19 protein-coding genes are annotated in these 24,900 nt (G+C 68.5%); 10 read left to right on the forward strand and 9 right to left on the reverse strand.

What is annotated here, in order from left to right:
* The first annotated feature begins 157 nt into the window (after positions 1-157).
* Positions 158-1,687 (forward strand): glycosyl hydrolase family 28-related protein, encoded by a 1,530-nt coding sequence (locus G3I17_RS02640; RefSeq protein WP_164593531.1) that lies wholly within the window; start codon positions 158-160, stop codon positions 1,685-1,687.
* A gap of 45 nt (positions 1,688-1,732) precedes the next feature.
* Positions 1,733-2,431 carry a transglycosylase SLT domain-containing protein gene (locus G3I17_RS39645; protein WP_164593533.1) on the forward strand — a complete coding sequence of 233 codons (699 nt, stop codon included), beginning with the start codon at positions 1,733-1,735 and terminating at the stop codon, positions 2,429-2,431.
* On the opposite strand, the gene G3I17_RS02650 is transcribed toward G3I17_RS39645, so the two are convergent.
* Complete coding sequence (locus G3I17_RS02650; protein ID WP_164593535.1) at positions 2,432-3,427, reverse strand: hypothetical protein; 996 nt, start codon at positions 3,425-3,427, stop codon at positions 2,432-2,434.
* A gap of 132 nt (positions 3,428-3,559) precedes the next feature.
* Here G3I17_RS02650 and G3I17_RS02655 point away from each other — a divergent pair, with 132 nt between their 5' ends.
* On the forward strand, positions 3,560-4,564 hold the full coding sequence (locus G3I17_RS02655; protein ID WP_164593537.1) for a methyltransferase: 1,005 nt from the start codon (positions 3,560-3,562) through the stop codon (positions 4,562-4,564).
* A gap of 12 nt (positions 4,565-4,576) precedes the next feature.
* Entirely contained in the window at positions 4,577-5,311 is a 735-nt protein-coding gene (locus G3I17_RS02660; RefSeq protein ID WP_203589622.1) for a lipoate--protein ligase family protein, read from the forward strand.
* Here the strand turns inward: G3I17_RS02660 and G3I17_RS02665 are convergent.
* Positions 5,292-5,789, reverse strand: coding sequence for a hypothetical protein (locus G3I17_RS02665; RefSeq protein WP_164593538.1), 498 nt, complete (start codon positions 5,787-5,789; stop codon positions 5,292-5,294). The two genes, G3I17_RS02660 and G3I17_RS02665, sit on opposite strands and share 20 nt — an antisense overlap.
* 151 nt (positions 5,790-5,940) lie before the next feature.
* Between G3I17_RS02665 and G3I17_RS02670 the strand changes: the two genes are divergently transcribed.
* A complete protein-coding gene (locus G3I17_RS02670; protein WP_203589623.1) occupies positions 5,941-8,457 on the forward strand; it encodes a X2-like carbohydrate binding domain-containing protein in 2,517 nt (838 codons plus the stop codon).
* A 51-nt stretch (positions 8,458-8,508) separates the two neighbouring features.
* On the opposite strand, the gene G3I17_RS02675 is transcribed toward G3I17_RS02670, so the two are convergent.
* The 5 genes from G3I17_RS02675 to G3I17_RS02695 are packed head-to-tail and all read right to left on the reverse strand — an operon-like array spanning position 8,509 to position 14,831.
* A complete protein-coding gene (locus tag G3I17_RS02675) occupies positions 8,509-9,630 on the reverse strand; it encodes an epoxide hydrolase family protein (RefSeq protein ID WP_164593540.1) in 1,122 nt (373 codons plus the stop codon).
* 19 nt (positions 9,631-9,649) lie between these two features.
* The gene (locus G3I17_RS02680) at positions 9,650-10,822 is read right to left on the reverse strand and encodes an acyl-CoA dehydrogenase family protein (RefSeq protein WP_164593542.1); all 1,173 of its coding nucleotides are present in this window, start codon (positions 10,820-10,822) and stop codon (positions 9,650-9,652) included.
* A 9-nt stretch (positions 10,823-10,831) separates the two neighbouring features.
* Positions 10,832-11,629 carry a poly(3-hydroxyalkanoate) depolymerase gene (gene phaZ / locus G3I17_RS02685; RefSeq protein ID WP_203589624.1) on the reverse strand — a complete coding sequence of 266 codons (798 nt, stop codon included), beginning with the start codon at positions 11,627-11,629 and terminating at the stop codon, positions 10,832-10,834.
* A 14-nt stretch (positions 11,630-11,643) separates the two neighbouring features.
* The gene (locus G3I17_RS02690) at positions 11,644-13,329 is read right to left on the reverse strand and encodes an alpha/beta fold hydrolase (RefSeq protein ID WP_164593546.1); all 1,686 of its coding nucleotides are present in this window, start codon (positions 13,327-13,329) and stop codon (positions 11,644-11,646) included.
* Positions 13,326-14,831, reverse strand: coding sequence for a long-chain fatty acid--CoA ligase (locus G3I17_RS02695; protein WP_164593548.1), 1,506 nt, complete (start codon positions 14,829-14,831; stop codon positions 13,326-13,328). The genes G3I17_RS02690 and G3I17_RS02695 overlap by 4 nt, the downstream gene beginning before the upstream one ends.
* A 146-nt stretch (positions 14,832-14,977) precedes the next feature.
* Between G3I17_RS02695 and G3I17_RS02700 the strand changes: the two genes are divergently transcribed.
* Positions 14,978-15,130: a hypothetical protein gene (locus G3I17_RS02700; RefSeq protein WP_164593549.1), complete on the forward strand. Its 153-nt coding sequence runs from the start codon at positions 14,978-14,980 to the stop codon at positions 15,128-15,130.
* A gap of 2 nt (positions 15,131-15,132) precedes the next feature.
* Here G3I17_RS02700 and G3I17_RS02705 read toward each other — a convergent pair whose 3' ends face one another.
* On the reverse strand, positions 15,133-16,392 hold the full coding sequence (locus tag G3I17_RS02705) for a helix-turn-helix domain-containing protein (protein ID WP_203589625.1): 1,260 nt from the start codon (positions 16,390-16,392) through the stop codon (positions 15,133-15,135).
* A gap of 151 nt (positions 16,393-16,543) precedes the next feature.
* Here G3I17_RS02705 and G3I17_RS02710 point away from each other — a divergent pair, with 151 nt between their 5' ends.
* Genes G3I17_RS02710 through G3I17_RS02725 form a run of 4 tightly spaced genes read left to right on the forward strand, consistent with a single transcriptional unit; the run spans position 16,544 to position 21,900 of the window.
* A complete protein-coding gene (locus G3I17_RS02710) occupies positions 16,544-18,007 on the forward strand; it encodes an AMP-binding protein (protein WP_164593551.1) in 1,464 nt (487 codons plus the stop codon).
* 13 nt (positions 18,008-18,020) lie between these two features.
* The gene (locus tag G3I17_RS02715; protein ID WP_164593553.1) at positions 18,021-19,823 is read left to right on the forward strand and encodes a DUF3556 domain-containing protein; all 1,803 of its coding nucleotides are present in this window, start codon (positions 18,021-18,023) and stop codon (positions 19,821-19,823) included.
* Positions 19,820-21,229 (forward strand): NAD(P)/FAD-dependent oxidoreductase, encoded by a 1,410-nt coding sequence (locus tag G3I17_RS02720; protein ID WP_164593555.1) that lies wholly within the window; start codon positions 19,820-19,822, stop codon positions 21,227-21,229. Before G3I17_RS02715 ends, G3I17_RS02720 begins: the two co-directional genes overlap by 4 nt.
* On the forward strand, positions 21,226-21,900 hold the full coding sequence (locus tag G3I17_RS02725; RefSeq protein ID WP_164593557.1) for a helix-turn-helix domain-containing protein: 675 nt from the start codon (positions 21,226-21,228) through the stop codon (positions 21,898-21,900). The genes G3I17_RS02720 and G3I17_RS02725 overlap by 4 nt, the downstream gene beginning before the upstream one ends.
* Here G3I17_RS02725 and G3I17_RS02730 read toward each other — a convergent pair.
* Positions 21,850-24,639: a LuxR family transcriptional regulator gene (locus tag G3I17_RS02730; protein ID WP_164593559.1), complete on the reverse strand. Its 2,790-nt coding sequence runs from the start codon at positions 24,637-24,639 to the stop codon at positions 21,850-21,852. The two genes, G3I17_RS02725 and G3I17_RS02730, sit on opposite strands and share 51 nt — an antisense overlap.
* Positions 24,640-24,900 lie beyond the last annotated feature (261 nt).

Genomic DNA, 24,900 nt, shown 5'->3' on the forward strand with positions numbered 1-24,900 from the left:
GCACCGTACGGTCAGTAACTTAACTCCGTCAAGAATCAGGCAGGCCTGGTGGGGTCAGCTTCTAAGCCGTCGACGTCCATTTGACAGGGTCGAGATGGGCTAATACGTTTCAAATCCGCCAGTATGTAAGGCATTCACGTATGTGAATTGAGGTTTGATGATCGCTGCGCTCTCCCCCCGCGTGCACACCTATCCGCTGCCCTCCATCTATCCCCTCTCCGAGGACTTCGCCGTGACGGTCAACGGGGAGAACGTGCCGGTGACCGCGTTCGCGCCGGAGCCGGGTGGTGGTGGGGTCGAGTACCACTACGCGCACTTCTCCTTCCGCGGCATGGTGGCCGTCCAGGTCAGTACCAGGCGCAGGATCACCTCGTACTCCGTCAGCCCACTCGCGTTGGAGATCCCGGCCGAGGTGACCGGGAACCGGCTGACCATCTCGCTCGACCGCAGCCGGTACCTGATCGTGAAGATCGACGACCTCCGGGAGCTGGTGATCGCGGCGGACCCGGAGGAGGTGGACCCGCCGGACGCCACCGGACCCGGGATCTTCAACGTCGTCACGGACTTCGATGCCGACCCGACCGGCCAGGCGTCGGCCACGACCGCGGTGCAGTCGGCGATCAATGTGGCGCACGAGGCCGGTCGTGGCGTGGTCTACGTGCCGGCCGGCGTCTTCAGCATCGGCAATCTCGTCCTGCGTTCGCGGGTGCAGCTCTACCTGGCCGGCGGATCGGTGCTGCGGGCAACGGGTAACCCGCTGGTCTATGCGACGAAGTTCCGCCACGACAGCCTCTCGATGGACGGCACCTGGCTGATCTCGACCGAGCCCGGGTCATCCGACGTCACCATCTCCGGGCGCGGGACGATCGACGGCCAGGGCGCGCGGATGCGCAAGGAGAGCGGCTACCTCAACCATCTGCTGGTGCCGGTCGGCACCAGGGGAGTCACGGTCGACGGGGTGATCGGCCGGGACTCGGGCTCCTGGGCGTTCCTGCCCAGCCGCTGCTCCGACGTGAAGATCACCAACTACAAGGGTTTCCAGACCCAGCGCCAGTTCGAGAACGACGTCCTCGATATCAACGAGTGCCAAGATGTCACTGTCCGGCACGTCATCGCGATCTGTGAGGACGACCCGTACTCGACCAAGGCGTGGGCAGAGGATGCCAACATCGCGCTCAGCTGGCCGCAGCCGCGGCAGCCGGTCGAGCGGGTGCTGTTCGACGACGTGGTCGCCTGGACCCACTGCGCCGCGTTCAAGGTCGGCAACGGTCACTACTCACAGCAGAGCGACATCACCTATCGCAATGGCTACGTCTACAACGCGACCCGCGCGATCGCGATCGACCCCTGCTACGGCAGCGAGCCCTGCACCCGGATCGTCTACGAGGACATCGACATCGAGTCCCTCGACCACGACCGCGGCAACCAGAGCTGGCTGCTGATCAACACCCGCGAGCGCGGCCTCGGGATCGGCCCGGTCTCCGGCGTACGGATCGAACGGGTCAACGTCCGCGACCCGGGCGGCATGAAACCTCTGGTTGCCGCAGGCAACGCGGATGGCGCGATCGACGACGTCGTACTGCGAGACGTCGTCATCGAAGGAACGCCGCTGCGGACCTTCGACCAACTCGGCATCAGCCCCGACCCACACGTCGAACAACCGACCGTCGACTTCGGCAACGGCTGAGGAGCCCGGTACTGTCGTAGGGGTCTGACGCGATGGTGATGCGAGGTGTGGGTGAGTAAGGGCTGGTGGTGGCTCGCGGTCGGTGCCGTCGTCGTGGCGGCGTGGGCTGCGCGCGGGGACGATTCGCCGGCTGACACTGCCGCGCCGGCTCAACCCACTGCCACGCCTTCGACGCCGAAGCCGTCCGAGTCCGAACCATCCGAGTCCAAACCATCCGGGCCGTCGAAAGCTACGCCCACGGGGATTCCTTCGGACTGGTACCGGAACTACGACCCGGCGCAGTTCGCAGTGCAGGTGCGGAAGTCGGCCGGCCGGGCGGACGTCAGCGCGCAGTTGCTGATGGCAATCCTCTACAACGAGGACTACAAGCCGCACGATCCGTCGCTGGAACGCTCGTGGCAGCGGATCAAGGAAGGCGCGGCGTTCGGGATCGCCAACATGCATCGGGCCGCCTTCGACGAGACCAAGCGTGGCCGCTTCGCCGGCCGGCAGTGGGAAGAACTGCCTGACCATCCCGAGCTCGCCATCGAGGCCGCCGCCTGGCATCTGCACGACCTGACCGCGCGGCTGGGCAGCCGGCGCGGGAAGTTCAGCAAGGACGAGTTGCTTGCCCTCGGCTACAACGCCGGCGGGGGCAACATGCGGTCCTTCGCGGCTGGTGCCAAGCCCGGTGCTCAGGCGCAGTCGTATCTCGACAACCTGCACGAGAACTGGGACAAAGCCGCGAAGGCCGTCAGGAACTAGCTAGCAGGGCAGAGTTCCGGCGCGCAGCGCATGGTTGCTGGTGTTGTCGTCGTCCGACCAGACGACTGCCTTGCGACCGGCCGAGCAGGTCGACTGCGGGGCGATGGCGAAGCCCTCGTTGTTGAGGTTGGACATCCCGGACGGCCGGTTGTACGTCGCTGTGACAGCGAACTTGCCCTGCGCGTTGAGGTCGAGCGTCTTCGTCTGCCCCTGGCAACTGTTGTCGCAGACCGCCCACAGGTGACCGGTCTCGGACTCGAACTCGAGGTCCATCACCGCGGAGAAGCCAGTGGCGATCGTTGCGACCCGGGTGTACGCGCTGCTGGACTGGTTGAGGGCGTAGGCGTAGATCGTCGCGTTGTCCTCGAGGCCGACGAAGTACAGGCCGGTGCCGTGACCGGCGTAACTGGCGGGGGAGTAGACCGCGCCGGTGTGCTCGTCGCGGAAGCCGTGCGCGGTGAGGAAGGAGTCGGGGATCCAGGAGATGCCTTCGAGGCCGCCGTTGGGGTCCACGTCGGGCAGGTCATCGGTGAGGTTCCACTCGCGGTTCGCGTTGAGCGAGGACGCAGTCGAGGTGGCGTCGAAGCGCAGTACCTTCAGCAGGCTGTTGTCGTCGTCCTTGTTGTCCCGCTCGGTCGCGGCTACGAGCCCATCGGGAGTGATGACCACACCTTCGGCATCCGGATCGCCCTTGCCGTTGCTGTAGTGCAGCGTGCGCCCACCGACCGAGTCCGGCTTCCACGTCGCCCCGCTGGGGACAAGGCGGTAAGCCTTCCCAGGGCCGTTGTTCACCGCCCACAGGACAGTCGGGGTCTGGAAGGAGAGGCCGCTCAGGTTCTTCCCGAACACGTTGCTGCCGTCAGCGGTGGTGACAGCGGATCCACCCGGCCAGCTGGTCGCCGCCTGAGCGCTCCAGCCGGCCGAAGTACCGGAGATCCCGAGTCCCGCAACAGCCAGAGCCACCACCGTGAGTCGTGCTTTTCCGAGCCAGCTCATCTCAGTCCTCTCTAGAAGGGCAACCGCCCGAGTCTCTATTGCCCCGACGACCACCATCTGAACAACCGACGTCGAGAAGTAGTCGGCTCCGAGCGAGGTTCGCGGTGGCGCTCCGGGTGCATGATCGGACCCATGGAGAACAGCGGCGACCTCGAGTCGATGCTCATGGGGTACCGGGTCTCCGCGGCGCTCAGCGTCGCGGCCGAGCTCGGACTGTCGGATGAACTGGCCACCGGGCCGCGGACTGTCGCGGAGCTGGCGACCGCGGTCGGGGCGGACGAGGAGACGCTGGCCCGGTTGGTGCGCGTGCTGGTCACGGTCGGGGTGTACGCAGACAACGACGGTGCCGTCAGCAACACGCCGCTCGGCGAAGGGCTGCGATCGGGCGTCCCCGGTACGCAGCGCCCGCTCGCCCGGACGCTCCAGGATCCAGCGCTCTGGGCGGCCTGGGGGCATCTCGGTCACAGCGTCCGTACCGGTGAGACCGCGTTCGAGGCGCTGCACGGTGTCGATGTCTGGACGTATCGGCAGCGGCAGCCGGAGCACAACGCGATCTTCAACGACAACATGACCGCGCGCAGCTGGAAGATCGCGGGAGCGGTCGCGGCCGCGTATGACTTCTCCGGGTTCCACACGGTTGTCGACGTCGGCGGCGGCCAGGGGATCGTGCTCGACGCCGTACTACGCAGCAACGACCACCTCACCGGCACGGTGTTCGACCGCGAACACGTCGTCGCCACCGAGCCCGAGACCGCGGCCCTCGCGCCGCGATGGTCAGCCGCGGCCGGTGATTTCTTCGCGGAGGTCCCGCCCGCGGACGTCTACCTGCTCAAGTCGATCCTGCACGACTGGCCGGACGACCGTTGCGTCGAGATCCTCCGCGTCTGCGCCGAGTCGCTGAACCCGGGCGGCGCGATCCTGGTCATCGAGGCGGTCCTCGGCCAACCCGGCCACGAGGCCGACGCCGCGTTCTCCGACCTCAACATGCTCGTACTCCCGGGCGGCCGCGAGCGGACCGAAGACCAGTACGCCGCCCTCTTCGCCGCCGCCGGCCTGCAACTGACCCGCCTCGTCGACACCCCCACCAGAATGTCGATCCTGGAAGCCGTCAAGGCCGGGCCGCTGGATCGCGCGTGACAGGATGTCGAGGTGCGTTTCTACTCTGGTGCGTCCGCTGCTGGTGACGAGGCGATGGAGCTGGCGATCGCCCATGCGATGGTGCGACGGGCTTCGAGTGGTGGGGTGAGCGAGGCGCTGCGGATCTACCGGCCGGCGGCGCCTGTGGTGGTGTTCGGGCGGCGGGATACGCGGCTGCCCGGTTTCGGGGCCGCGGTGCGGGCGGCACGGTCGGCTGGGTTCGAGCCGGTGGTACGGGCTGTCGGTGGGCGTCCGGTCGCCTATACGCCCCAAGCGCTGGTGGTGGACCACGTCAAGCATGAACCTCTCGCCCCCGATGGACTGGAGAGCCGGTTCCAGTACTTCGGTTCGTTGTACGCGGGCATCCTCGGCGACGTCGGCGTCGACGCGCGGGTGGGGGCCGTGCCAGGGGAGTACTGTCCGGGCGCCCACAGCGTCAACGCCCGGGGCGTCGTGAAGCTCGTCGGCACGGGCCAACGCGTCGTCCGCAACGGCTGGCTCTTCAGCACGCTCATCGTGCTAGGAGACGACGACCTGCTCCGGCCACTCCTGACCGACATCTACGCCCAGCTCGACCTCCCCTTCGACGCGGCGTCGGTCGGCTCGCTCTCGTCGGAGGTCCCCGGCTTCGACGCGGACACCTTCGAGCAGCGGGTCACCACGGCGTACGGCGTACTGGAACAAACGCCTATCGACGAGGCGACAAGAGAACTCGCGACCTCACTCGTCACCGACCATCGGGCGTGATGGTCTTCTCGAAGAAGGCCTGTACGAGAGCGGGCGCGATGCCGTGGGGGTGGTGGTCGGCGCCGGGACGGACAACCGCCTCCGAAGGGCCGCCCAGCTCGGTGTACTTCGCCAGGAGGGGCTCGGAGTTCTCGTCGGCCGGTACCGCGTGGTCGGCGTCTCCATAGGCGACCAGGAGTGGGATCCGGGCGGCGGCCAACGGGGCGAGCTTGCTGATCGGGCTGACGGCCGCGACGCCATCGAGGTCGGTCGCGTCCAGCCCGTAGATGTCGAGCAGCTGCCGCCACTCCGCGGGCGCACCCTTGCCGCGCCCGAGACCGCCCGGCCAGCTCCGCAGGTCGCAGACGGCGTTGTCGAGATAGATCCCGCCGACGCCCTCCGGGGGAGCTGCCACTCGGACCGTGACACCGTCGATCTCCCGGGTCCGCGACGGGTAGCGTTCCCGGTAGCTGCCGGCGGGTGTCCAGGAACTGAGCATCGTGACCCTTTTCGATCTGGGTGCGGACGGTTAGTTAACTGCGTCAATAATCTCGGGTCCCGATCTTGACTTCGGGTTCCTGAGGCCTCAGGGTTCCAATATCCTATCCGATATGCGGCTGTTGCCCCGCCGCTAAGTGAGGTCACCGAACATGGCCAGGTTCCTTCGTAACAAGGTGGCGCGAGGTGTGCTCGTGGGGGTGCTCGCTGCTGCCGTCCTCCCGGTCGGCTTGACCGCCTCGGCTGCTCAGGGTCCGCACGGGACGCCGCCCGCGCCGGGCGCTGCCAAAGCCGACACCACGACGAGTACCACGAACAGCAGCATCTCCATGCCGGCGAACGTCATCACCACGGGGAGCCCGTCGCTGGGGCCCGCGGGGGCGGCGGCGGCGAAGCCCTACATGGGGTGGAGCAGCTACAGCATGCAGGTGTACTCGAACGACGGCGGCAACTGGATCAATGCGGCCCAGATCATCGCCCAGTCGGATGCGATGCACCAGAAGCTTCAGCCGTACGGCTACAAGAACATCAACATCGACGCGGCCTGGAACGGCGGCACCGACGAGTACGGCCGGCCGGTGCCGAGCACGAAGCTGTACCCGAACGGGTTCCAGGCGGTGATCGACCACATCCATGCGAATGGCCAGAAGGTCGGCATCTACAGCATTCCCGGGATCTCGAAGGAGATGCTGGACGCCAACCTTCCCGTCTACGGCCACCCGGAGTGCCGGACGGGCAGCCTGGCCAAGCAGCCGCTGCAGCAGGGCGACTACTGGGGCTTCGGCTACCGCGTCGACATGGCGAACCCGTGCGCCCAGAAGTACATCGACTCGATCGTCGACCTGATGGCCTCGTGGGGTATCGACTTCCTGAAGTTCGACAGCGTCACGCCGGGCTCCGGCAAGAACGACCTGTCGCTCGACGCCCGTGACGAGGTCAAGGGCTGGTCGCAGGCGCTGGCCCGGCACAAGATCTGGCTCGAGCTGTCCTGGGCGCTCGACATCAACTACGCCGACTACTGGAAGTCCGTGGCCAACGGCTGGCGGGTCGACTGGGACGTCGAGTGCTACTGCCCTGGTGAGGCACTCACGGCGTGGCCGAACATCTCCCGGCTCTTCCCGAAGGCGGCCGACTGGTGGCGGCACGCGGGACCCGGTGGCTGGAACGACTTCGACTCCCTGAACGTCGGCAACGGCACGATGGACGGGATGACCAAGGACGAGCGCCGGACGGCGGCAACGCTGTGGGCCGTCTCCGCGGTTCCGTTCTATATCGGCAACGACATGACCAAGCTCGACCAGTACGGCGTGGAGCTGCTCACCAACCCCGAGGTCATCGGGGTCAACCAGGCCGGGCGTCCCGCGCAGCCGGTGTCGACCAAGACGAACCGGCAGGTCTGGTACTCGCTGAACGCCGACAGCTCCTACACCGTTGCCATGTTCAACCTCGGTACCACCGAGGCCAACATGACGGCGAACTTCGCGGATCTCGGGCTGGACAGCCCGGCGACGGTGCGCGACCTGTGGGCCAGGAAGGACCTGGGACAGGCCACCACCAGCTACACCGCGGCGGTCGTCCCCCCGCACGGCGTCCGGCTGTTCAAGGTCACGCCGAACAAGAAGGGCGCGATCCGCGTCAACGACGATGACCTGCGCGTCGCTTACCAGGGCGCCTGGCAGCGCAACGGCAACAACGAGGTCCCGGCGGTCTCGGAGCCGCTGGCCGTCACGGTGACCGACTCGGGCGCCCAGGCACCCCAGGCCGCCGCGACCTCCGGCGTACGGACCGTCGAGTTGAACAACGACGACCCGGGCATCGTCTACACGGGTTCGTGGAGCCGGAGTACCGGCCGTGGACTGGGCGACTACCAGGACGACGTGCAGTACACCGAGGGCAATGGCGACGCGTTCTCGTACAGCTTCGTCGGGAACGGCGTCGACTACATCACCGAGAAGGACACCTCGCAGGGTGAGGTCGAGATCTATGTCGACGGCGCCTTGAAGGCGACCGTGGACACCCACGCCGACTCGCGGTCCGCGCAGCAGCTGGTCTACAGCATCTCGGATCTGCCGAACGGCAGCCACACGATCCGCGGGGTGAAGAAGTCTGGCCAGTTCATGCTGGTCGACAAGCTGGTCGTCCGGCAGGAGAGCCTGCTGAACCCCGGTACCGCGGGCTTCGACAAGGCGGCTCAGGCTGACGTGACCACGGAGATCGGTCGCGATCCGGGCGAGCTGGTCTCGATCGCCAACGCCGGCAAGGTGCTCGTCAAGGGCACCGACTACACCCTCGCGGGCAAGGTCGTGACGATCAAGAAGGCGTACCTCGCGACGCAGCCGGTCGGCAGCACGAAGCTGGACTTCAGCTTCCGCGGCGACTACCGCGACGACGTCCACGCCGCGACGGTGAACGGCGCGGCCTTCGAGTTCGCCTTCAAGGGAACCGGCGTCGACTGGGTCACCGCGCTGGCGCCGGATCAGGGTGAAGCCGACGTCTTCATCGACAACGTGCTCGTCCGCCGGGTGAACCTGTCCAACCCGGTTCGGGTCACCAACCGCCAGGTCTTCACCCAAGCCGGGTTGAAGGATGGCAACCACACCCTGAAGGTGGTGAAGGTCTCCGGAGACGTCCTCCGCACAGACCAGCTCCGCTACACGTTCGGGAAGTAGGCAGAACCCCTTGGGGTGGTCCCCTTCCGGGCCACCCCAAGGGCGTTTGGGTTACCGGCGTGGCAGGTAGTCGGCGAAGGCCGCGGTGACTTCGTCGACGAACGTTTCCGGTGACTCCAGGGCGAGGAAGTGCCCGCCACGGGTCAGCTCCCGGTGGCGGAACAGCTGCGGGTATGCACGCCGTAGCGCCGACTCCGGCGGTGCGGGGAGATCTGGTTCGTTCGGTACGAGGACCGAGGCTGGTACGAGCACGGGACCGAATTCGTCACGGGGTTGGTCCTGGAGTGCGTAGAGCCGCATCGAACTGCCGATCGTCTGCGTGCACCAGTAGATCATCACCGTGGTCAGCAGATCGTCATCGCTGAGGCCGGTTCGGGTCGCCGGGTCGCTCCAGGTCAGGAACTTCTCGAGGATCCAGGCGGCCAGGCCGGTCGGGGAGTCGTTGAGCGCGTACGTCAGCGTCTGCGGCCGAGTCTCCTGAACGTGCGCGTAGGCGCCATGCGTCTGGTCCCATTGGGTACCGGCGGCATCGTAGGCAAGCGCTGCGTCGTCCAGCACCTCGTCCGGGGTGGGCAGAGTGAACCAGTTCGCGGTCTGGATGGCCCGCACGTCGGCTGAGTGGTGGATGCCCAGCCGGCTGACGACCCGGCCGCCGATGTCGTCGCCGTGCGCCACGTAGTGCCGGTAGCCGAGCACGTCCACCATCAGCTGATTGAACAGGTCGGCGAGGCCCGAACGACTCAGCGGCAGGTCGAGACATCGGTCGCTGAATCCGAGCCCGGGCAGCGCCGGGACGACCACCGAGAACCCGGCCTCTGTCAGCGGCTCCAGTACTGCGAGGTATTCCACGAACGAGCTTGGCCAGCCGTTGGTGAGCAACAGCGGCAAGGGATCGGGCCCGGAGCCCCGGACATGCAGAAAATGCAGCCCCACGCCGTCGACGGTGGCGCGAAACTGCGGAAACTTGTTGAGACGGCGTTCCTCGGCGCGCCAGTCGTAGCCGTCCCGCCAGTAGGCCAGGAGCCCCTCGATCCGCTCGATCAGCTCCGGCGTCTCACCGCCGTCAAGGATGGCCGGTGTCGCTGGTCGCGCCGCCTGCAGCCGTGCCCGCAGATCGTCAAGGACGGAGTCGGGCACCTGGATCTGGAAGGGAGTCACCTGGGTCGACGGCACTCCGTCACAGTACTTGCCCTTAGACGAAGGCCGACTGTCCGGTGATGGCTCGGCCGACGATGAGTGTGTTCATCTCGCGCGTACCTTCGTAGGAGTAGATCGCCTCGGCGTCGGCGACGTAGCGGCCGACGTTGTGTTCGAGCAGGATCCCGTTGCCGCCCAGGAGTTCACGGGCGTACCCCACCGTCTCGCGCATCCGCACGGTGCAGAACATTTTCGCGAGTGACGCGTGTTCGTCGTAGGCGAGGCCGGCGTCCTGAAGCTGGGACAGCCGGGTACAGAGAGTGGCGGACGCCGTGGTGTTGGCGAGCATCTTGACCAGCAGATCCTGGACGAGCTGGAACGACGCGATCGGCCGGCCGAACTGTTGCCGCTCGCCCGCATAGGCCAGAGCGTGACGGTAGGCGCCGCGGGCACACCCGACGGCCATCCAGGCGACGCCGGCCCGGGTCATCAGCAGCACCTTGGCGGTGTCCCGGAAGGACTCAGCGCCCGCCAGCCGGTTGGCCTCGGGTACGCGGGCGTCGGTGAGCGTGATGAGGGCGTTCTGGACGACCCGCAGGGCCATCTTGTCCTCGATCTTGGTGGTACCGAACCCAGGCGTGTCCTTCTCGACCACGAACCCCTTCACCTGCCCATCGGCCTCGTCCCGGGCCCAGATCACGATCAGGTCGGCGAAGGTCGCGTTGCCGATCCACTTCTTCTGGCCGTTCAGCACCCAGCTGTCGCCATCGCGCCGCGCGGTCGTCTGCAAACCACCAGACGCACCGGACCCGACCCCGGGCTCGGTGAGCCCGAAGGCGCCGATCAACTCCAGCGCCGCCATCCGGGGGAGCCACCGCTGTTTCTGCTCCTCGGATCCACACAGGTAGATCGACCCCATCGACAATCCGCTGTGCACACCGTGGAAGGTCGCGATCGACGGGTCCGCGGTCGCCAGCTCCATCGCGATCAGCCCGTCCAGCAGATAGCTCCGCCCCGGGCAGCCATACCCCTGGTACGGCGTACCGGCGGTGCCGAGGTCGTGCAGAGCCGGCAGCAACTCGAACGGGAACGACGCCCGCGACCAGTGCTCGTTGATGATCGGCGCGACCTGCTTGTCCCCGAAATCCCGGACGGCGTGCAGCAGCGCCCGATCCGGCTCGTCGAGCAGGGCCTCCAGCGAGTAGAAGTCGATCGGATCGGTGCTCATACCTACTCCTCAGCTGGACAGGAACTGGGTGATGACCGGTGTCAGCGCCGGCGCCTCGGTGACAAGTTCCACGTGCCCACCGGAGTAGACGTGGAGCTCGGAGTGGCGGATCAGCCGGGCCATCAGGCGCGCGTTGACGAGCGGGATGATCGGGTCGTCGTCACCACTCAGGATCAGGGTGGGCTGCCTGATCAGCCCGAGGAAGGGCAGACTCGTCCAGCAGGCACCGGCCGCGAGCTGGAAGAGGTACCCGCGCTTGGAGCCGGCCCGCACCTGGGCGCTGAACACCCGCCGGATCTCGGCCGAATGCCGTCGCGCGCTGCCGCCGTACAGGTACCCCGCCAGGCCGGCGGCGTACTCGGGATCGTTGAAGCGCCGGGGCGTCACCATCTTCAGCAGGGTGGCCGGGCTTGCGGGAACCATGAGCACGCCGGTGGCCGTGCTGATCAGGACCAGTCTCCGGACCGTTCCCGGATGCTGGACGGCGAGCTGCTGTGCCAGCCCGCCGCCCCACGAGAATCCCAGTACGTCGACCTGCTGGTAGCCGAGCCGGTTGAGCAGCCGGCGGGTCAGCCACGCCAGCGCGGGGAACGAGTACGGCAACGGCCCGACCGGCGAGCCGCCGACACCGGGCACGTCGAACCGGATCACCTCCAGCTCCGGATCCAGCGCGTCGACCGCCGGTTGCAGCACCTCGAAGGCAGCGCCGATCCCGCAGAGCATCAGCAGGGGAGTGGCATCGCCGGCACCCCGCCTGATGTCGTAGCGGATCGGCTGCCCGGCCACCTTGACGGTCTGCGGTTCCACCTGGGCTCCCGTCGTCATGCCGCGTAGACGTAGCTGCCGGGGGCCGGGTCCAGTGCGGGAAGCCCGGCGCCGCCCGGTTCGGCGGGGGCGTTCCGCAGCCGGCCGCCTCGCTCGGTCAGCCAGTTCACCAGGTCCGGCCACCACGATCCCTGCATCGTCGTTGCCGTGCGCAACCATTGCTCGGGGTCGGGTGGGTTGCCGTCGTTCACCTGGTACGTCGCCTTCGGGTTGCCGGGTGGGTTGACGATCGAGGCGATGTGTCCGCTGGTGGACAACACGAACCGGTTCTCGCCGCCGAGGAGCTGGGTACTGCGGTAACACGACTGCCAGGGACAGATGTGATCGGCGATCCCGGCGACGATGTACGCCGGTACGCCGACCTTGCCGAGGTCGACCGCCGTGCCGAGCATCGTCGCGGCACCGGGGTGGGTGAGCGTGTTGCCCAGGCCGAGCTCGACGAAGTCGCGATGCAGCGCGGCCGGCATCCGGGTGGTGTCGGCATTCCAGAACAGGACGTCGAACGCGGCCGGCTCTCGCCCCTGGAGATAGTTGTTGACCCAGTAGTTCCAGATCAGGTCGTTCGGCCGCAGCCAGGCGAACACCTCGGCCAGCACCCGGCCGTCGAGGTATCCACGCGACGCCGAGGCCGCGATGGCCGCGGCGGCGACTCGTTCGTCCATCGCTGCCGAGGCCAGCCCCGCACGACTCTGATCAAGTACCGTGACCGCCAGGGTCAGGCCGGCCACCCGGTCCGCCTCACCGCGATCGGTGAGTACCGACATCAGCATCGAGGCCAGCATCCCGCCCGAGCAGGTGGCGAACAGCTGGATCAGGTCGGACCGGCAGATCCGTTGTACTGCGTCCATCGCTTCGCTGATCGCCTGCCCGTAGGCATCCAGACCCCAGTCGCGGTGCCGCGCGTCCGGGTTGCGCCAGGAGATCGTGAAGACCTGCAGGTTCTGCCGCAGGAGGTACTCGGTCAGGCTGCGCCCGGGGGAGAGGTCGACCACGTAGTACTTGTTGATCACCGGCGGCACGATCAGCACCGGGATGGCCCGGACCTTGTCAGTCTGCGGCGTGTACTGGATCAGCTCGAGCACCTCGTTGCGGAAGACGACGGCACCCGGGGTGGCCGCCACCGTGGCGCCGACGCTGAACGCGGACGGCTCGACCATGCTCGGGACCCGCGGCGGAGTGGCCAGGTCGCGCAGCAGATGGCGCATTCCGCGCACGCCGCTCAGCCCCGCCGTGTCGATCAGGGCCTTCCAGGCGGCCGGGCTGACCAGCGGATTGTTGCTCGGGGCAAGCGCATCGACGAGGTTGTCCACCACGAAGGACATCCGCTCGTGGTCCCGCCAGTCGAGCTGCGCCTCCTTGGTCAGCGCGCCGGCGGTCTCACCGGCGGCCAGATAGCCCTGGACCAGCCGGCGCAGGAAGGGGTTCTGGGTCCAGGCGGGGTCGGCGAACCGCCGGTCGCGCGACGAGGGCGCGCGATCCGACGTACCGGTGGTGATCCGGCCGAGGTCGACCGCGAGATCGGCGAGCCGCCGGCTGACCACGCCGGGCCGGACCGCGAGGTTGCTCGCCATCCGGATCCACGCGGAGTTCGGCAGGAAGCGGCGCAGCGGCCCGATCGCCGCCGCGGTGAGCAGGAAGTCGAGCGGTGCGGCCAGCTCCTCGGCCTGGGCAGGTGTGGTCATGCCAGGATCCCTTCGGGAATCTCGATCGCCCGCCGCAGGATCTTCCCGGTCGGTCCTTTCGGCAACTCGTCGACGATCCAGACCACCCGCGGATACTTGTACGCCGCGATCCGCCGCTTCACGTGGTCGCGCAACTCCTCCGGCGTCGCGGCCGAACCGGCCTTGAGCTGGACGGCCGCGCCGATCTCCTCACCCAGCGAGGGGTGCGGGATCCCGATGACGGCGGCCTCGGCCACCGCCGGATGCTCGTAGAGCACCTCCTCGACCTCGCGTGGATAGACGTTGTAGCCGCCACGGATCAGCAGGTCCTTCTTGCGGTCGACGATGAAGAAGTAGCCGTCGTCGTCCTGCCTGGCCAGGTCCCCGGTGCTGAGCCAGCCGTCGGCATCGATCGCCGTCGCGGTGGCTTCGGGCTGGTTCCAGTAGCCCTTCATGACGTTGTGGCCGGCGATCTGGATCTCACCGATCTCCCCGGTCCCGACCGGCTGGCGGTGATCGTCCACCAACCGCATCCGGACGCCTTCGATCGGCGTACCGATCGAGCCCGGTTTGCGTTCGGAACGGGGGTGGTTGAACGCCGCCACCGGCGAGCTCTCCGACAGTCCGTAGCCCTCCAGGATGATGCACCCGAACGCGTCCTCGTAGTTGTGCAGCACCTCGACCGGAAGAGCCGCGCCGCCGGAGACGCAGCACCTCAGCGTCGATACGTCGTACCGGTCGCGGTCGGGGACGCCGAGCATCGCGGCGTACATCGTGGGGACGCCCTCGAAGACGGTGACCCGGTCGCGCTGGATCACCTCGAGTGCCTTCGCCGGCGTGAAGCGGGGGATCAGGGTCAGCGTCGCGCCGTTGGAGATGGCCGTGTTCAGCCCGCAGGTGAGGCCGAAGACGTGGAAGAGCGGCAGGCACCCCATCACCACGTCGCCGGGGCCGATCTCGAACAGGGTCCGGGCGCTGACCGCCTGGTTGCGGTTCAGCCCGCCGTGGGTGAGCTCGGCGCCTTTCGGCTTTCCCGTGGTGCCGGACGTGTAGAGCAGGACGGCGGTGTCGTCGTCGGCGCGGCTGACCGGATCGGTCGCCGGCTCGAGGGCCGCCAGCATCGCCTCGAACTCACCGGGGGCGACGATCAGCAGGTCTGCCCCGGCAACCTTCGCCCCTGCCGCGGCCTCGGCTGCGACCTCCGGCGACGCGAGCAGCAGCCGTGCGCCGGAGTCGTCGAGGTAGTACTTCACCTCCCGTTCCTTGAGCAGGGGATTCATCGGTACGACGACGGCGCCGGCGCGGAGGATGCCGTAGTAGGCGATCGGGAACTGGGCGACGTTCGGCAGCATCAGGCCGACCCGGTGGGCGGGGCCGATTCCGCGGTCGCGCAGCAGCGTCACCAGTTGCGAGGCGAGCCGGTCGAGGGCGCGGTAGCTGAGCACCTCGTCGTCCGTCCGGACCGCCGGCTGGTCGGGATACATCGCCGCGGACTCGGCGAGATTGTGACTGAGATTGGTCATCGCGGGCTCCCCGGCTCGGTACTACGTCCACGATCCGCCCGGCGCGCGCCGCTGTCATTGGCCGGGCGGACAACGTTGTGAGCCGTTTGTGCGGGCGGCACAGCAGCGGTCCGGAAGTTCGGGTCGGCGAGCCAGGTGCGCAGGGGGTGCGGACTGCGAATCTCTTGTCACCGGCCGGAACCCAGCCCCGGCAGCACCGAAAGGACACTCCGATGATCGCCTTCCTGATTCCCGTCCTGTTCTTCGTCGCCTTGATCCCGATGGTCGGCCTGCGGGTGCTGGCCCACAAGCTCGGCTGAGCTCAGGGTGCGGCAGGCGACAACACGGATCCGGCCAGCCAGCGACAGGCGACGAGCGCCAGCTCGAGTTCCAGGCGCTCGTCGTCCAGCGACCGGCCGCGTTCCTCCAGTGCCTTGTCGACGCGGTACTTCACGGTGTTCTTGTGCAGATGGACCCGCTCCGCGGTGGCCAGATAGCTGCCCTTCTCGGCCAGGAACACCTGCAACGTCTCCCGCAACCGCGCGGCCGTCTCGGTGTCGGCCGCCAGCGAACCCAGTGCGTTCCGCACCAGCCGCCGGGTCCCTTCCAGATCGGCGGCCAGCATCGCCGCCGCCCGCACCTGCGGATCGGTGAAGGCGGTGACCCGGTCGGCCCGGTCCCGCCCCGCCAGCGCCACCTGCCGAGCCCGCAGCGCCTCCAGGTGGGTGACCCGGAAGCCGTCCGCCCCGGCCGCCGGCGATCCGATCGCGATCCAGTGGTTCGGGTCCGGATCGGCCTCGACGGCGATGTCCGCCCGGCCGCGCCCGAGCGGGATCCAGCCCCAGGCGGTGGTCCGGTCCCGGGGTACGAAGAGTGGTTGCCCTGAGCAACCGGCTGCCGCCGCCGCCTGCTGGAGCAGGCGTTCCAGCTGACGCAGGTCCTCGTCCGCGGACGACTTCGAGGTGCACCACAGCACGACGCCGACGTGGTTCTGCCGGAGCCGGTAGCCGAGCGCGCCCTCGGCGACGGCCAGGTCGACCGGGTCGCCCCGGAGCAGCTCCTCGATCATCGCCCTGCGGACCGTGTTCCGGTTCGCCAGCCACTGCACCCGCTCAGACTCGTAGGCACTGACCACCTGCTCGGAGATCCGGTCGATGTAGCGGAAGGTCGTGTCGACCATGATCCGCCCGGCCGCGAGCGCGACCGACTGGTCGGTGTCCTTGGCCAGCTCGTCGAAGGCCCAGTCGAGGACCAGCTGCTGACCCAGCCGGTACGCGCGGACCAGCGCGATCGGTGCGACCCCGCGCTGGGCCAGCCGGCGCGCGTACTCCTCGGCCGCCGACGGCGTGGAGACCGTGCCGACGTCGATGCCGTAGCGCAGGATGTGCGCGACCGTCTCGAGGTTGCTCTCGATACTCGCCCCGAGCAGCTCGACGATCAGCTGGTCGCCCTGGAGCTCCTCGATCGTCTCGGCCAGCACCTTGTGCAGGACGCCGGTCAGGTCGGGCAGCCCGCCGCCCATCAGGGTGGCGATCGCGGTCACCCGCGCGACCGCGGCCTCCTGCAGCGTGTCAGTAGCCATGGCGTCCGCCTCCTAGGCCTCCGATTGTGCGCCCGTCCGGATCAGCTGTCAGCTCGCGAGCACGAACGGCGCGTCGAGCTTCGTGTCCCGCGCACAGGACCGGACAGGGTCCGGATTCCTACCGTCGAGGGCAACCAGATCGGAGGACCTCGTGACCACACTCGACTATCTCCCGTGGCGGCGACCGGCGGCGTACGACTACCTGCCCGCCGTCCGCGATGCCCGTCAGGACCTGACCTACGCCGACCTCGGCGCCTGGACCGATGCCGTCGCCGAGCAACTCGCCGGGTACGGCGTGGGACCCGGCTCGGTGGTCGCGGTGATGCTGCCGAACCGGGTCGAGCTGCTCGTCGTGATGATCGCGGCGTGGCGTCTCGGCGCCGCCGCGACACCACTGAACCCGATGTTCACCGCGCACGAAGCGGACTACCAGATCAACGACGCGGGTGCCGCGGTCGTGGTCAACGCCGGCCCGGACGCACCCAACGGCGGCTGCCCGAGCATCGGGGTCCAGCAGCTTCGCCGTACCAGCCGTGCTGACCGTAGGCTCCCACCGCCGGTCACCGAGGCGGGGGACCTGGCACTGCTGATCTACACGAGCGGCTCGACCGGACGGCCCAAGGGCGTGATGCTCACCCACGGCAACATCGGCGCGATGGCCTCGATGATGGCCGAGCACCTGAAAATCACCGGCGACGACCACTGCCTGCTGATCCTGCCGCTGTTCCATGTGAACGCCATCTGCATCAGTTTCCTCACGCCGATCGCGGTCGGCGGTCAGCTCACGGTGCTGCAGCGGTTCCAGCCGCTGGAGTTCCTGGCCGCGATCGAGCAGTACCGGCCGACGTACTTCTCCGCCGTACCGACCATCTACTCGCATCTCGTGTCGCAGCCCGCCGAGGTCGCGGCCGACACGTCCTCGATCCGGTTCGCGATCTGCGGGGCGGCCCCTGCCTCGACGGAGTTGCTGGCGGCAACCGAGGAACGGTACGGGTTCGGCCTCGTCGAGGGCTACGGCTTGACCGAGGGCACCTGTGCGTCGACGGCCAACCCGGTGGACGGCGTACGCAAGCCGGGCACGGTCGGCGTCGCGCTGCCCGGGCAACGAGTCGGGATCGCGGCGCCGGACGGCACGCTGGTACCGACGGGGGAGCGCGGCGAGGTCGTGATCCAGGGCGCGAACGTGATGCAGGGCTACCTGAACCGGCCCGAAGCCACCGCCGACGCGCTCGGCGACGGCTGGCTGCACACCGGTGACGTCGGCATCCTCGACGCCGACGGCTATCTGCGGATCGTCGACCGGATCAAGGACCTGATCATCCGCGGCGGCGAGAACATCTACCCCAAGGAGATCGAGACCGTCCTGCACGCTCACCCCGCCGTTCTGGAGGCCGCCGTCATCGGCGCCCCGCATCCGGTGTACGGCGAAGTCCCGGTGGCCGTGGTCGCGCTGTACCCGGATCGCGTCGTGGAGATCGACGAGCTGCTCGCGCTCTGCCGGACCAGGCTGACCAAGGTCAAGGTCCCGGTGGCGATCCACCTGGTCGCGACGATCCCGAAGAACCCGGTCGGCAAACCCGACAAACCCACCCTGCGCCAGCAGTTCCAGTCCTGAGAGGAGCATCGTCATGGGATTCACGAAACCGTCGGTTCCGCCGGTGGAACCGGACAAGGTGTACGACCTGCCGTACCTGGAGCGGATCAAGGTGCTGTCCCGGTACTGGGCCGAGGAGGGCTTCGGATCGCCGAAGATCTTCCACGTCATCTATGTGCTGAAGCTGCTGTTCCTCTACATCCTCGGTGGCTATCTGGTGGGTAGCCTGACCTCGGGCTTCAGCCCCTTGCACCCGGGCGAGTTCTGGAACGAGCCGGTGCTCTACCAGAAGTTCGTCCTCTGGACCGTGCTGCTGGAGGTGCTCGGCGTGGCCGGCTCCTGGGGTCCGCTGGCCGGCCACTTCAAACCGTTCACGGGCGGCTTCCGCACCTACGGCCGGGTGGACACGATCCGTGAACCCCCGTGGCCGGGCAAGGTCCCGTTGACTGATGGCGATCGCCGTACGCCGGGTGATGTCGCGCTGTACGTCGCGATCATCGTCACGCTGGTGCTCTCGCTCGTCCTGCCGTCCGTCGACGACGCTGCGCTCACCGCGCACGGCTTCACCGGTGGCCGGGTCGCGCCCTGGCTGATGGTGGTCCTCGGCGTACTGCTGATCGCGCTCGGCCTGCGGGACAAGGTGGTCTTCCTGCAGGCGCGTGGCGAGCAGTACCTGCCCGCGCTGGTGTTCTTCGCGTTGTACGGCGCCGTCGACATGATCGTCGCGCTCAAGCTGCTCATCGTCATAGTGTGGGTCGGGGCGGGCTTCTCGAAGTTCGGCAAGCACTTCGGCATGGTGGTGCCGCCGATGGTGAGCAACACCCCGTGGGTTCCGTTGAAGGCGATGAAGCGGATCAACTACCGGAACTACCCCGACGACCTGAGGCCGTCGCACAGCGGCAACCTGCTGGCCCACGTCGGTGGCACTCTGGTGGAGATCGTCACCCCGTTGGTGTTGCTGTTCTCGACCGACAAGACCGTGACGATCGTGGCCGCGGTCCTGATGATCTGCTTCCACGTCTTCATCACGTCGACCTTCCCGCTGGCGGTGCCGCTGGAGTGGAACGTGCTGTTCGCCTTCGCCGCCGGGTTCCTGTTCCTCGGCAACCCCAACTGGGACGGGTTCGGCCTCGCGGACATGACGCCGTGGCTGCTCGTGCTGACGGCCGCCGCGCTGCTGTTCTTCCCGGTACTGGGCAACCTCAGGCCGGACCTGGTGTCCTTCCTGCCGTCGATGCGCCAGTACGCCGGCAACTGGGCGTCCGCGACCTGGGCGCTCGCGCCGGGTGCGGAGCAGCGGCTGAACGAGAAGCTGGTGAAGCCGGCGCCGATGGTCGTCGACCAGGTCGCCGAACTCCTCGGCAGCCGGGGCGCCGCCGAACTCGCGCTCTACCAGGTGATGGGCTGGCGGGCGTTGCACAGCCAGGGCCGGGCGCTGAACTCGATCCTGATCGATCAGCTCGGCGAGGATCTCGACCACTACGCGATCCGGGAGGCCGAGTTCATGACGAACTGCATCATCGGCTTCAACTTCGGCGACGGTCACCTGCACGACCACCGGTTCATCGCCTCGATCCAGAAGCGCTGCGGTTTCGCGCCGGGCGAGTTCATCGTCGCCTGGATCGAGTCGCAGCCGGTGCACAAGAGCTACCAGCGGTATGTGGTCATCGACGCGGCGCTCGGTATCGTCGAGCGTGGCACCTATCAGGTGGCGGACGCGGTGGCCGAGCAGCCGTGGCTGCCGAACGGGCCGATCCCGTTGACCGTCGAATGGCGGCTGGACGGCTACGAACGGGTCCGCTACCCGCGAACGACCGCGGCGGGTGCGGGATCATGACCAAGGCAATCGTCGTCGGGAGTGGGCCGAACGGCTTGGCCGCCGCGCTCACTCTCGCCAAGGCCGGGGTGGAGGTCGAGGTCCTCGAGGCCGCCGACCACCCCGGCGGCGGCACCCGCAGCAGTGAGCTCACGCTGCCCGGACTGATCCACGACGAGTGCTCCGCCTTCCACCCGCTGGCCGTCGACACTCCGTTCTCGCGGTCGGCCGATCTGGCGCGGTTCGGGTTGACCTGGCGGTGGCCGGAGGTGCAGTACGCGCATCCGCTCGACGGTGGCCGGGGTGGCGCCGTCCTGCGATCTGTCGCGGAGACCGCTGCCTCGCTGGGCCGTGACGGTCATCGGTGGCAGCAGGTCTTCGGCCCGCTGACCAAGCAGTTCGACCGGATCACGGCGGACTTCCTGCGGCCCGTCGTACGGGTGCCGTCGCATCCGCTGGCGATGGCGCGTTTCGGGGCGCTGTCGGCAGTACCGGCGTCTGTGCTCGTCAGGGGATGGTCGGAAGAGGCAGCAGCGCTGTTCGGTGGGGTTGCGGCGCATGCGTTGCGACCGCTGTCGGCGCCGTTCTCGTCGGCGATCGGAGTGGCTCTCGGTACGGCGGCTCACGCGTACGGCTGGCCGGTTGCGGAAGGGGGGTCGGGGGCGATCAGCCGGGCGATGATCGCGGCCTTGGAGTCCTTTGGCGGCAAGGTGGTGACCGGCGTACGGGTCTCGTCGCTGGAGCAGCTCGGTGACGCGGATCTGGTCATGCTCGACGTCGCGCCGAGAGCTGCCGTGCGGATCGTGGGGGAGAAGATGCCGGCCCGGGTCCGGCGGCCGTTGCTGCGGTTCCGGCATGGGCCGGGCTTGTTCAAGGTGGACTTCGCGTTGTCCGGCGACGTGCCGTGGACGCATGAGGCCTCTCGGCGGGCCGGCACTATCCACTTGATCGGAGACTTCGCCGAGCTGGCCCGCGCAGAGCAGGACGTGGTGTCCGGACGGATGCCGCAGCGGCCGTATCTGTTGGTCGGGCAGCAGTACCTCGCCGACCCGTCTCGTAGTGAGGGCAGTCTGCGGCCGCTCTATGCGTACGCACACGTGCCCAGCGGTTTCCGCGGCGACGCGACCGCGGCGATCGAATCTCAGATCGAACGCTTCGCCCCCGGCTTCCGCGACCTGGTCGTGGCCCGTGGGGTGCGGACGACCGCGCAACTGGAGGAACACAACGCGAACTACATCGGCGGCGATGTCACCACCGGCGCCAATACGGTACGGCAGTTGGTCTTCCGGCCGCGAGCGACGCTGAACCCTTATGCGCTTGGGGTTCCTGGGGTGTACCTCTGCTCCGCTGCTACTCCGCCCGGCGCGGGTGCACATGGAATGTGCGGCTACAACGCCGCCCGCGCGGCACTGGCGAGTTTGCGATGAACCGCGCGCAGGCCGCCATGAACGGCAGTCTCCGGCAGCTGGCCGACGAGTTGCCGCCCGAGCGGGGCTTCCTGGTCGTGCTGGCCGATCCGCCAGGTCTGCCGAGGGTGGAGCAACGGCTGCGGATCCTCGAGATCCCGTCTGCCTGGCAAAGGTTGCCGGGTCTGACCATCGGCCTCATCTCCCCGAGCCCCGGCGGTCTCGACCGCGTGGTCGAGATGGTCCGGCGCAATGCGATGGGCCGCGTCGGAGTGAGCCCGTTGACCGGCGATGCCGCTCAGGTCGACGTGGCCTTCCGGCTGGCCCGTACCGCGTTGGCGGCCTCGACGGCAGCCGATCCGGTGATCGTTTTCGACGAGTCGCCGCTGGCCATGACCGTCGTCGCCGACTCCGAGGTCGCGCAGCGCGTAGTACAGGTTGTGCTGGGTGGGCTGGACGACCTGCCTCCCGACGATCGCGAGATACTGCTCGACACTCTCGGCACCTGGTCCACCCACAACGGCTCCGCCAGCGAGACCGCCATCCACCTGTACTGCCATCCCAACACCGTTCGCTACCGCCTCCGCCGCCTCGAGGAGCGTACCGGCCGCTCCCTGACCGACCCCCGAGCGGTAGCCGAACTACTCCTCGCCCTGGAAGCTCTCCAAAGCGTCGCGAAGGGCAGTGCGTGAGGCGACACCGAGCTTGGGATACAGCCGGTGAAGATGGGATCCCACCGTGCGGTGGGACAGGAAGAGCCGATCGGCGATCTGCTTGTTGGTGAGCCCGGTCGCGGCCAGCTCGGCGATCTGCCTTTCCTGCGCCGTCAACGCAACCCCGGCGGCCTCCGGCTGGACGGCGTACGCAACACCGGCCGCCCGGAGTTCCTCGCGGACCCGTTGGGCGAAGCCTTCCGCGCCGATCCGTTCGAAGGTCTCCAGGGCCGCCCGAAGGTGCACCCGGGCGACCGCGATGTCATGAGTACGGCGGAGCCATTGTCCGTAGGCGAACTGCACCCGGGCGTGCTCCCAGGGCCACCGTTCGGCCTCAGGGATCGCCAAGGCCGCCTCGTACAACGCTCCTGCCTGGTCGTCCTGGGTGGTCAATGCTTCCGCGCCGGTGATCATCAGCGCGATCCGGGGGCCGATCCGTTGCAGGCCGGCCTTCCGGGCGGCTGCGACGTGGGCACGAGCCTGATCCAGGTGACCGGAACGGACTGCTGCCTCCACCAGATCGAGTACCACCCATCGGCCCGGAATGCCGGCGCTCGGGGCGCCGGGCGGGGTGACCCGCGCGGCCTGGACCAGGGCCTCTTCGAAGTCGCCCCGTCCCATCGCCGCGAGGTTGCCTGCCGACCGGGCATAGGCCTCGGTCACTCCCATCCCACGCGGAGCCGCCCAGTTCGTGGTCTCGGTCCGGCGGGATCGGGAGAGGTCCGCGTTGCCGCGCAGCGCCGCGCCCGATGACAGCAGGGCCCGGATCTGGCCCTCCCAGAAGTGGTAGCCGTAGACCGCGGCCAGGTCCAGTCCCTCCTGGGCCAGCCGCTCGGCCTCGTCCCATTGCCCGTGAACGTAGGAGTCGTGGCAGAGCAGCATCAGCCCGGGGATGACCATCGCCACCGCCCCGCCGTCGCGCTCGCGATCGATCATCCGCGTGACCAGGTACCGGTAGTCGGACATGACGTCCATCGCAACGGCCGCGAAGGCCAGCGGCATGAGCTGCCAGGGCGCCGCGTCCGAGGGCAGCGCCGCGAAGGCCTGAGCAAGGCCCTCCCGCACCGCATCGGCAGTGCGGGACGGATCGACGTACGCGTCGTGGCACAAGCGGAACGGGATGACCGCTTCCGGCGCGAACCAGGCCATGGCTTTGTCGAGCAGCTCCCATGGTTCCGGCTGGAGCGAGTAGAGGCTGACGAGCAGCAGCGCGTACAGAATCCCGTCGGAGTCCCACCGGCGGTCGTTGCCCGCCGTCCGGTCGAGGGCGTCGAGCGCCTGGGTCAACAGCCGGTAGGCGGCATCGACGTCACCCTCCTGGTTGGTGAGGAGGTGCGCGGTGGTGGCGAAGACCAGCCCGGTCGGCGTGTCCGGTGCCTGGCCGGCGTCGGCCAGCAACCGCGGTACTTCGTCGAGCTGGCCGGTGAGGTTGGCGAGAGAGGCCGCCTCGATCAACCGCCGGGACCGGTCGGCCGCGTGCGGACTGAGTTCAGCGGCCCGGATGAGCGCCGTCACCGCCGTGGCCGCCCCGGCCCGCCGCCGGTCCCGGATCGCCGCCGGGTCCAGCTCCCGGTACGCCTCGGCGGACGGTTCACTGCGCCGCCAGGCCGACATCGCGGCGTGGTCCAAGGCTCGGGCCACCGCTTCGTCCGGGCCGGGCGCAGCCTCGGCAAGATGCCAGGCACGGCGTTCGGGGAAGCCTGCCATGGCTTCGGCGAGGCCCTGGTGAGCGACTCGGCGTTCCCCCGCCGGTGTCTGGTGCACGATCGCGGAGCGGATCAAAGGATGCGGGAACCAGACCCGACGGCCATCGGTATGCACCAGGCCCGCCCGCACGGCCGGTGCCAGCTCCTCGACGGCCGCCGGGCCTTTGAGCGCAGCCGGGTTCAGATCCGGCTCCAGAGCGGCGGCGAGCAGCACTCCTCTAGTTGCTTCAGGCAACGTTCGGAACTGTTCGGCGAAGGTGGCCTGCAACCGCCAGGACAGCGGCAGGAATTCCGGCAGCGGGTCCAGGCCGGACCGTTGGCGGTCGTCGAGCAGTGCGGGCAGCTCCCGGAGTACGAGCGGGTTGCCGGCGGCATCGGCCAGCGTTCGCCGCCGTACAGGTGCTGCCAGGCCGGGCCAGTGGAGGTCCAGGAAGGTCACCGCCGACCGTACGTCGAGCGGCGCGATGACCAGTTCGGGCAGCTGGAGCTGGTCGAGGAGAGCATCGGCACCGGTCCGCGCGGTCGCCAGGAACACGATCGGGTCGTGGCCGAGGCGGCGCGCGACGAAGCCCAGCGTGGTCGCGCTGGCGGGGTCGATCCAGACGACGTCGTCGACGATGAGCAGCAGTGGTCGCTCGGCGGCGACCTCGCTGAGGAGATGGAGAACCGCGGTGGGGACCAGCGGGTTCGGTGGCAGACCTGGTACGAGGTCCAGGACCTGGCGGATGGCCTGGCGGTGCGGGCCGGGGAGTCGGTCGACGTGGTTGCGGAGCGGGTAGAGGAGCTGGTGCAGTGCCGAGAAGGCCAGCCCGGCCTCGAACTCCGCACCGAAAGCGCGCAGGATGAAAAGGCCACCGGCTGCTGCCCGCGCCGCCGCGGTGTCCAGCAGAGCGGTCTTGCCGATTCCGCGGTCGCCGCGCAGTAGCAGGGCGGGGTGGGCTCCGGGGGATCTCTCGAGCAGCGAGTCGATCCGCTCCAGTTCGGCCCTGCGCCCAACGAGGTCTGACGTCAACGCGGAGATCCTTTCGGCACTGGTGGTGATCGGACTCCTGCGGGAAGGACAGGACGGCCACTGCCAGGATCCGATCCGGCCGCGCCGATGTCGATGTGCGCGCCCACAACGTTCGGCGGCCGCGCCGGTGGCGGGCGACAGCGCACGAAAAGCCGAGAGGTCGAGCATTATCCGCAGACCACGCCCCCCGGCGCGCTCCTACGGTGGTGCTGAGTCGGTGGCCGGGAACGGCCACCCCGAACCACTGAGGAAGGCATCAGA

Origin of the sequence: Streptomyces sp. SID13031 (genome assembly GCF_010548305.1) — a bacterium.
In the GTDB taxonomy this organism is placed as follows: domain Bacteria; phylum Actinomycetota; class Actinomycetes; order Propionibacteriales; family Kribbellaceae; genus Kribbella.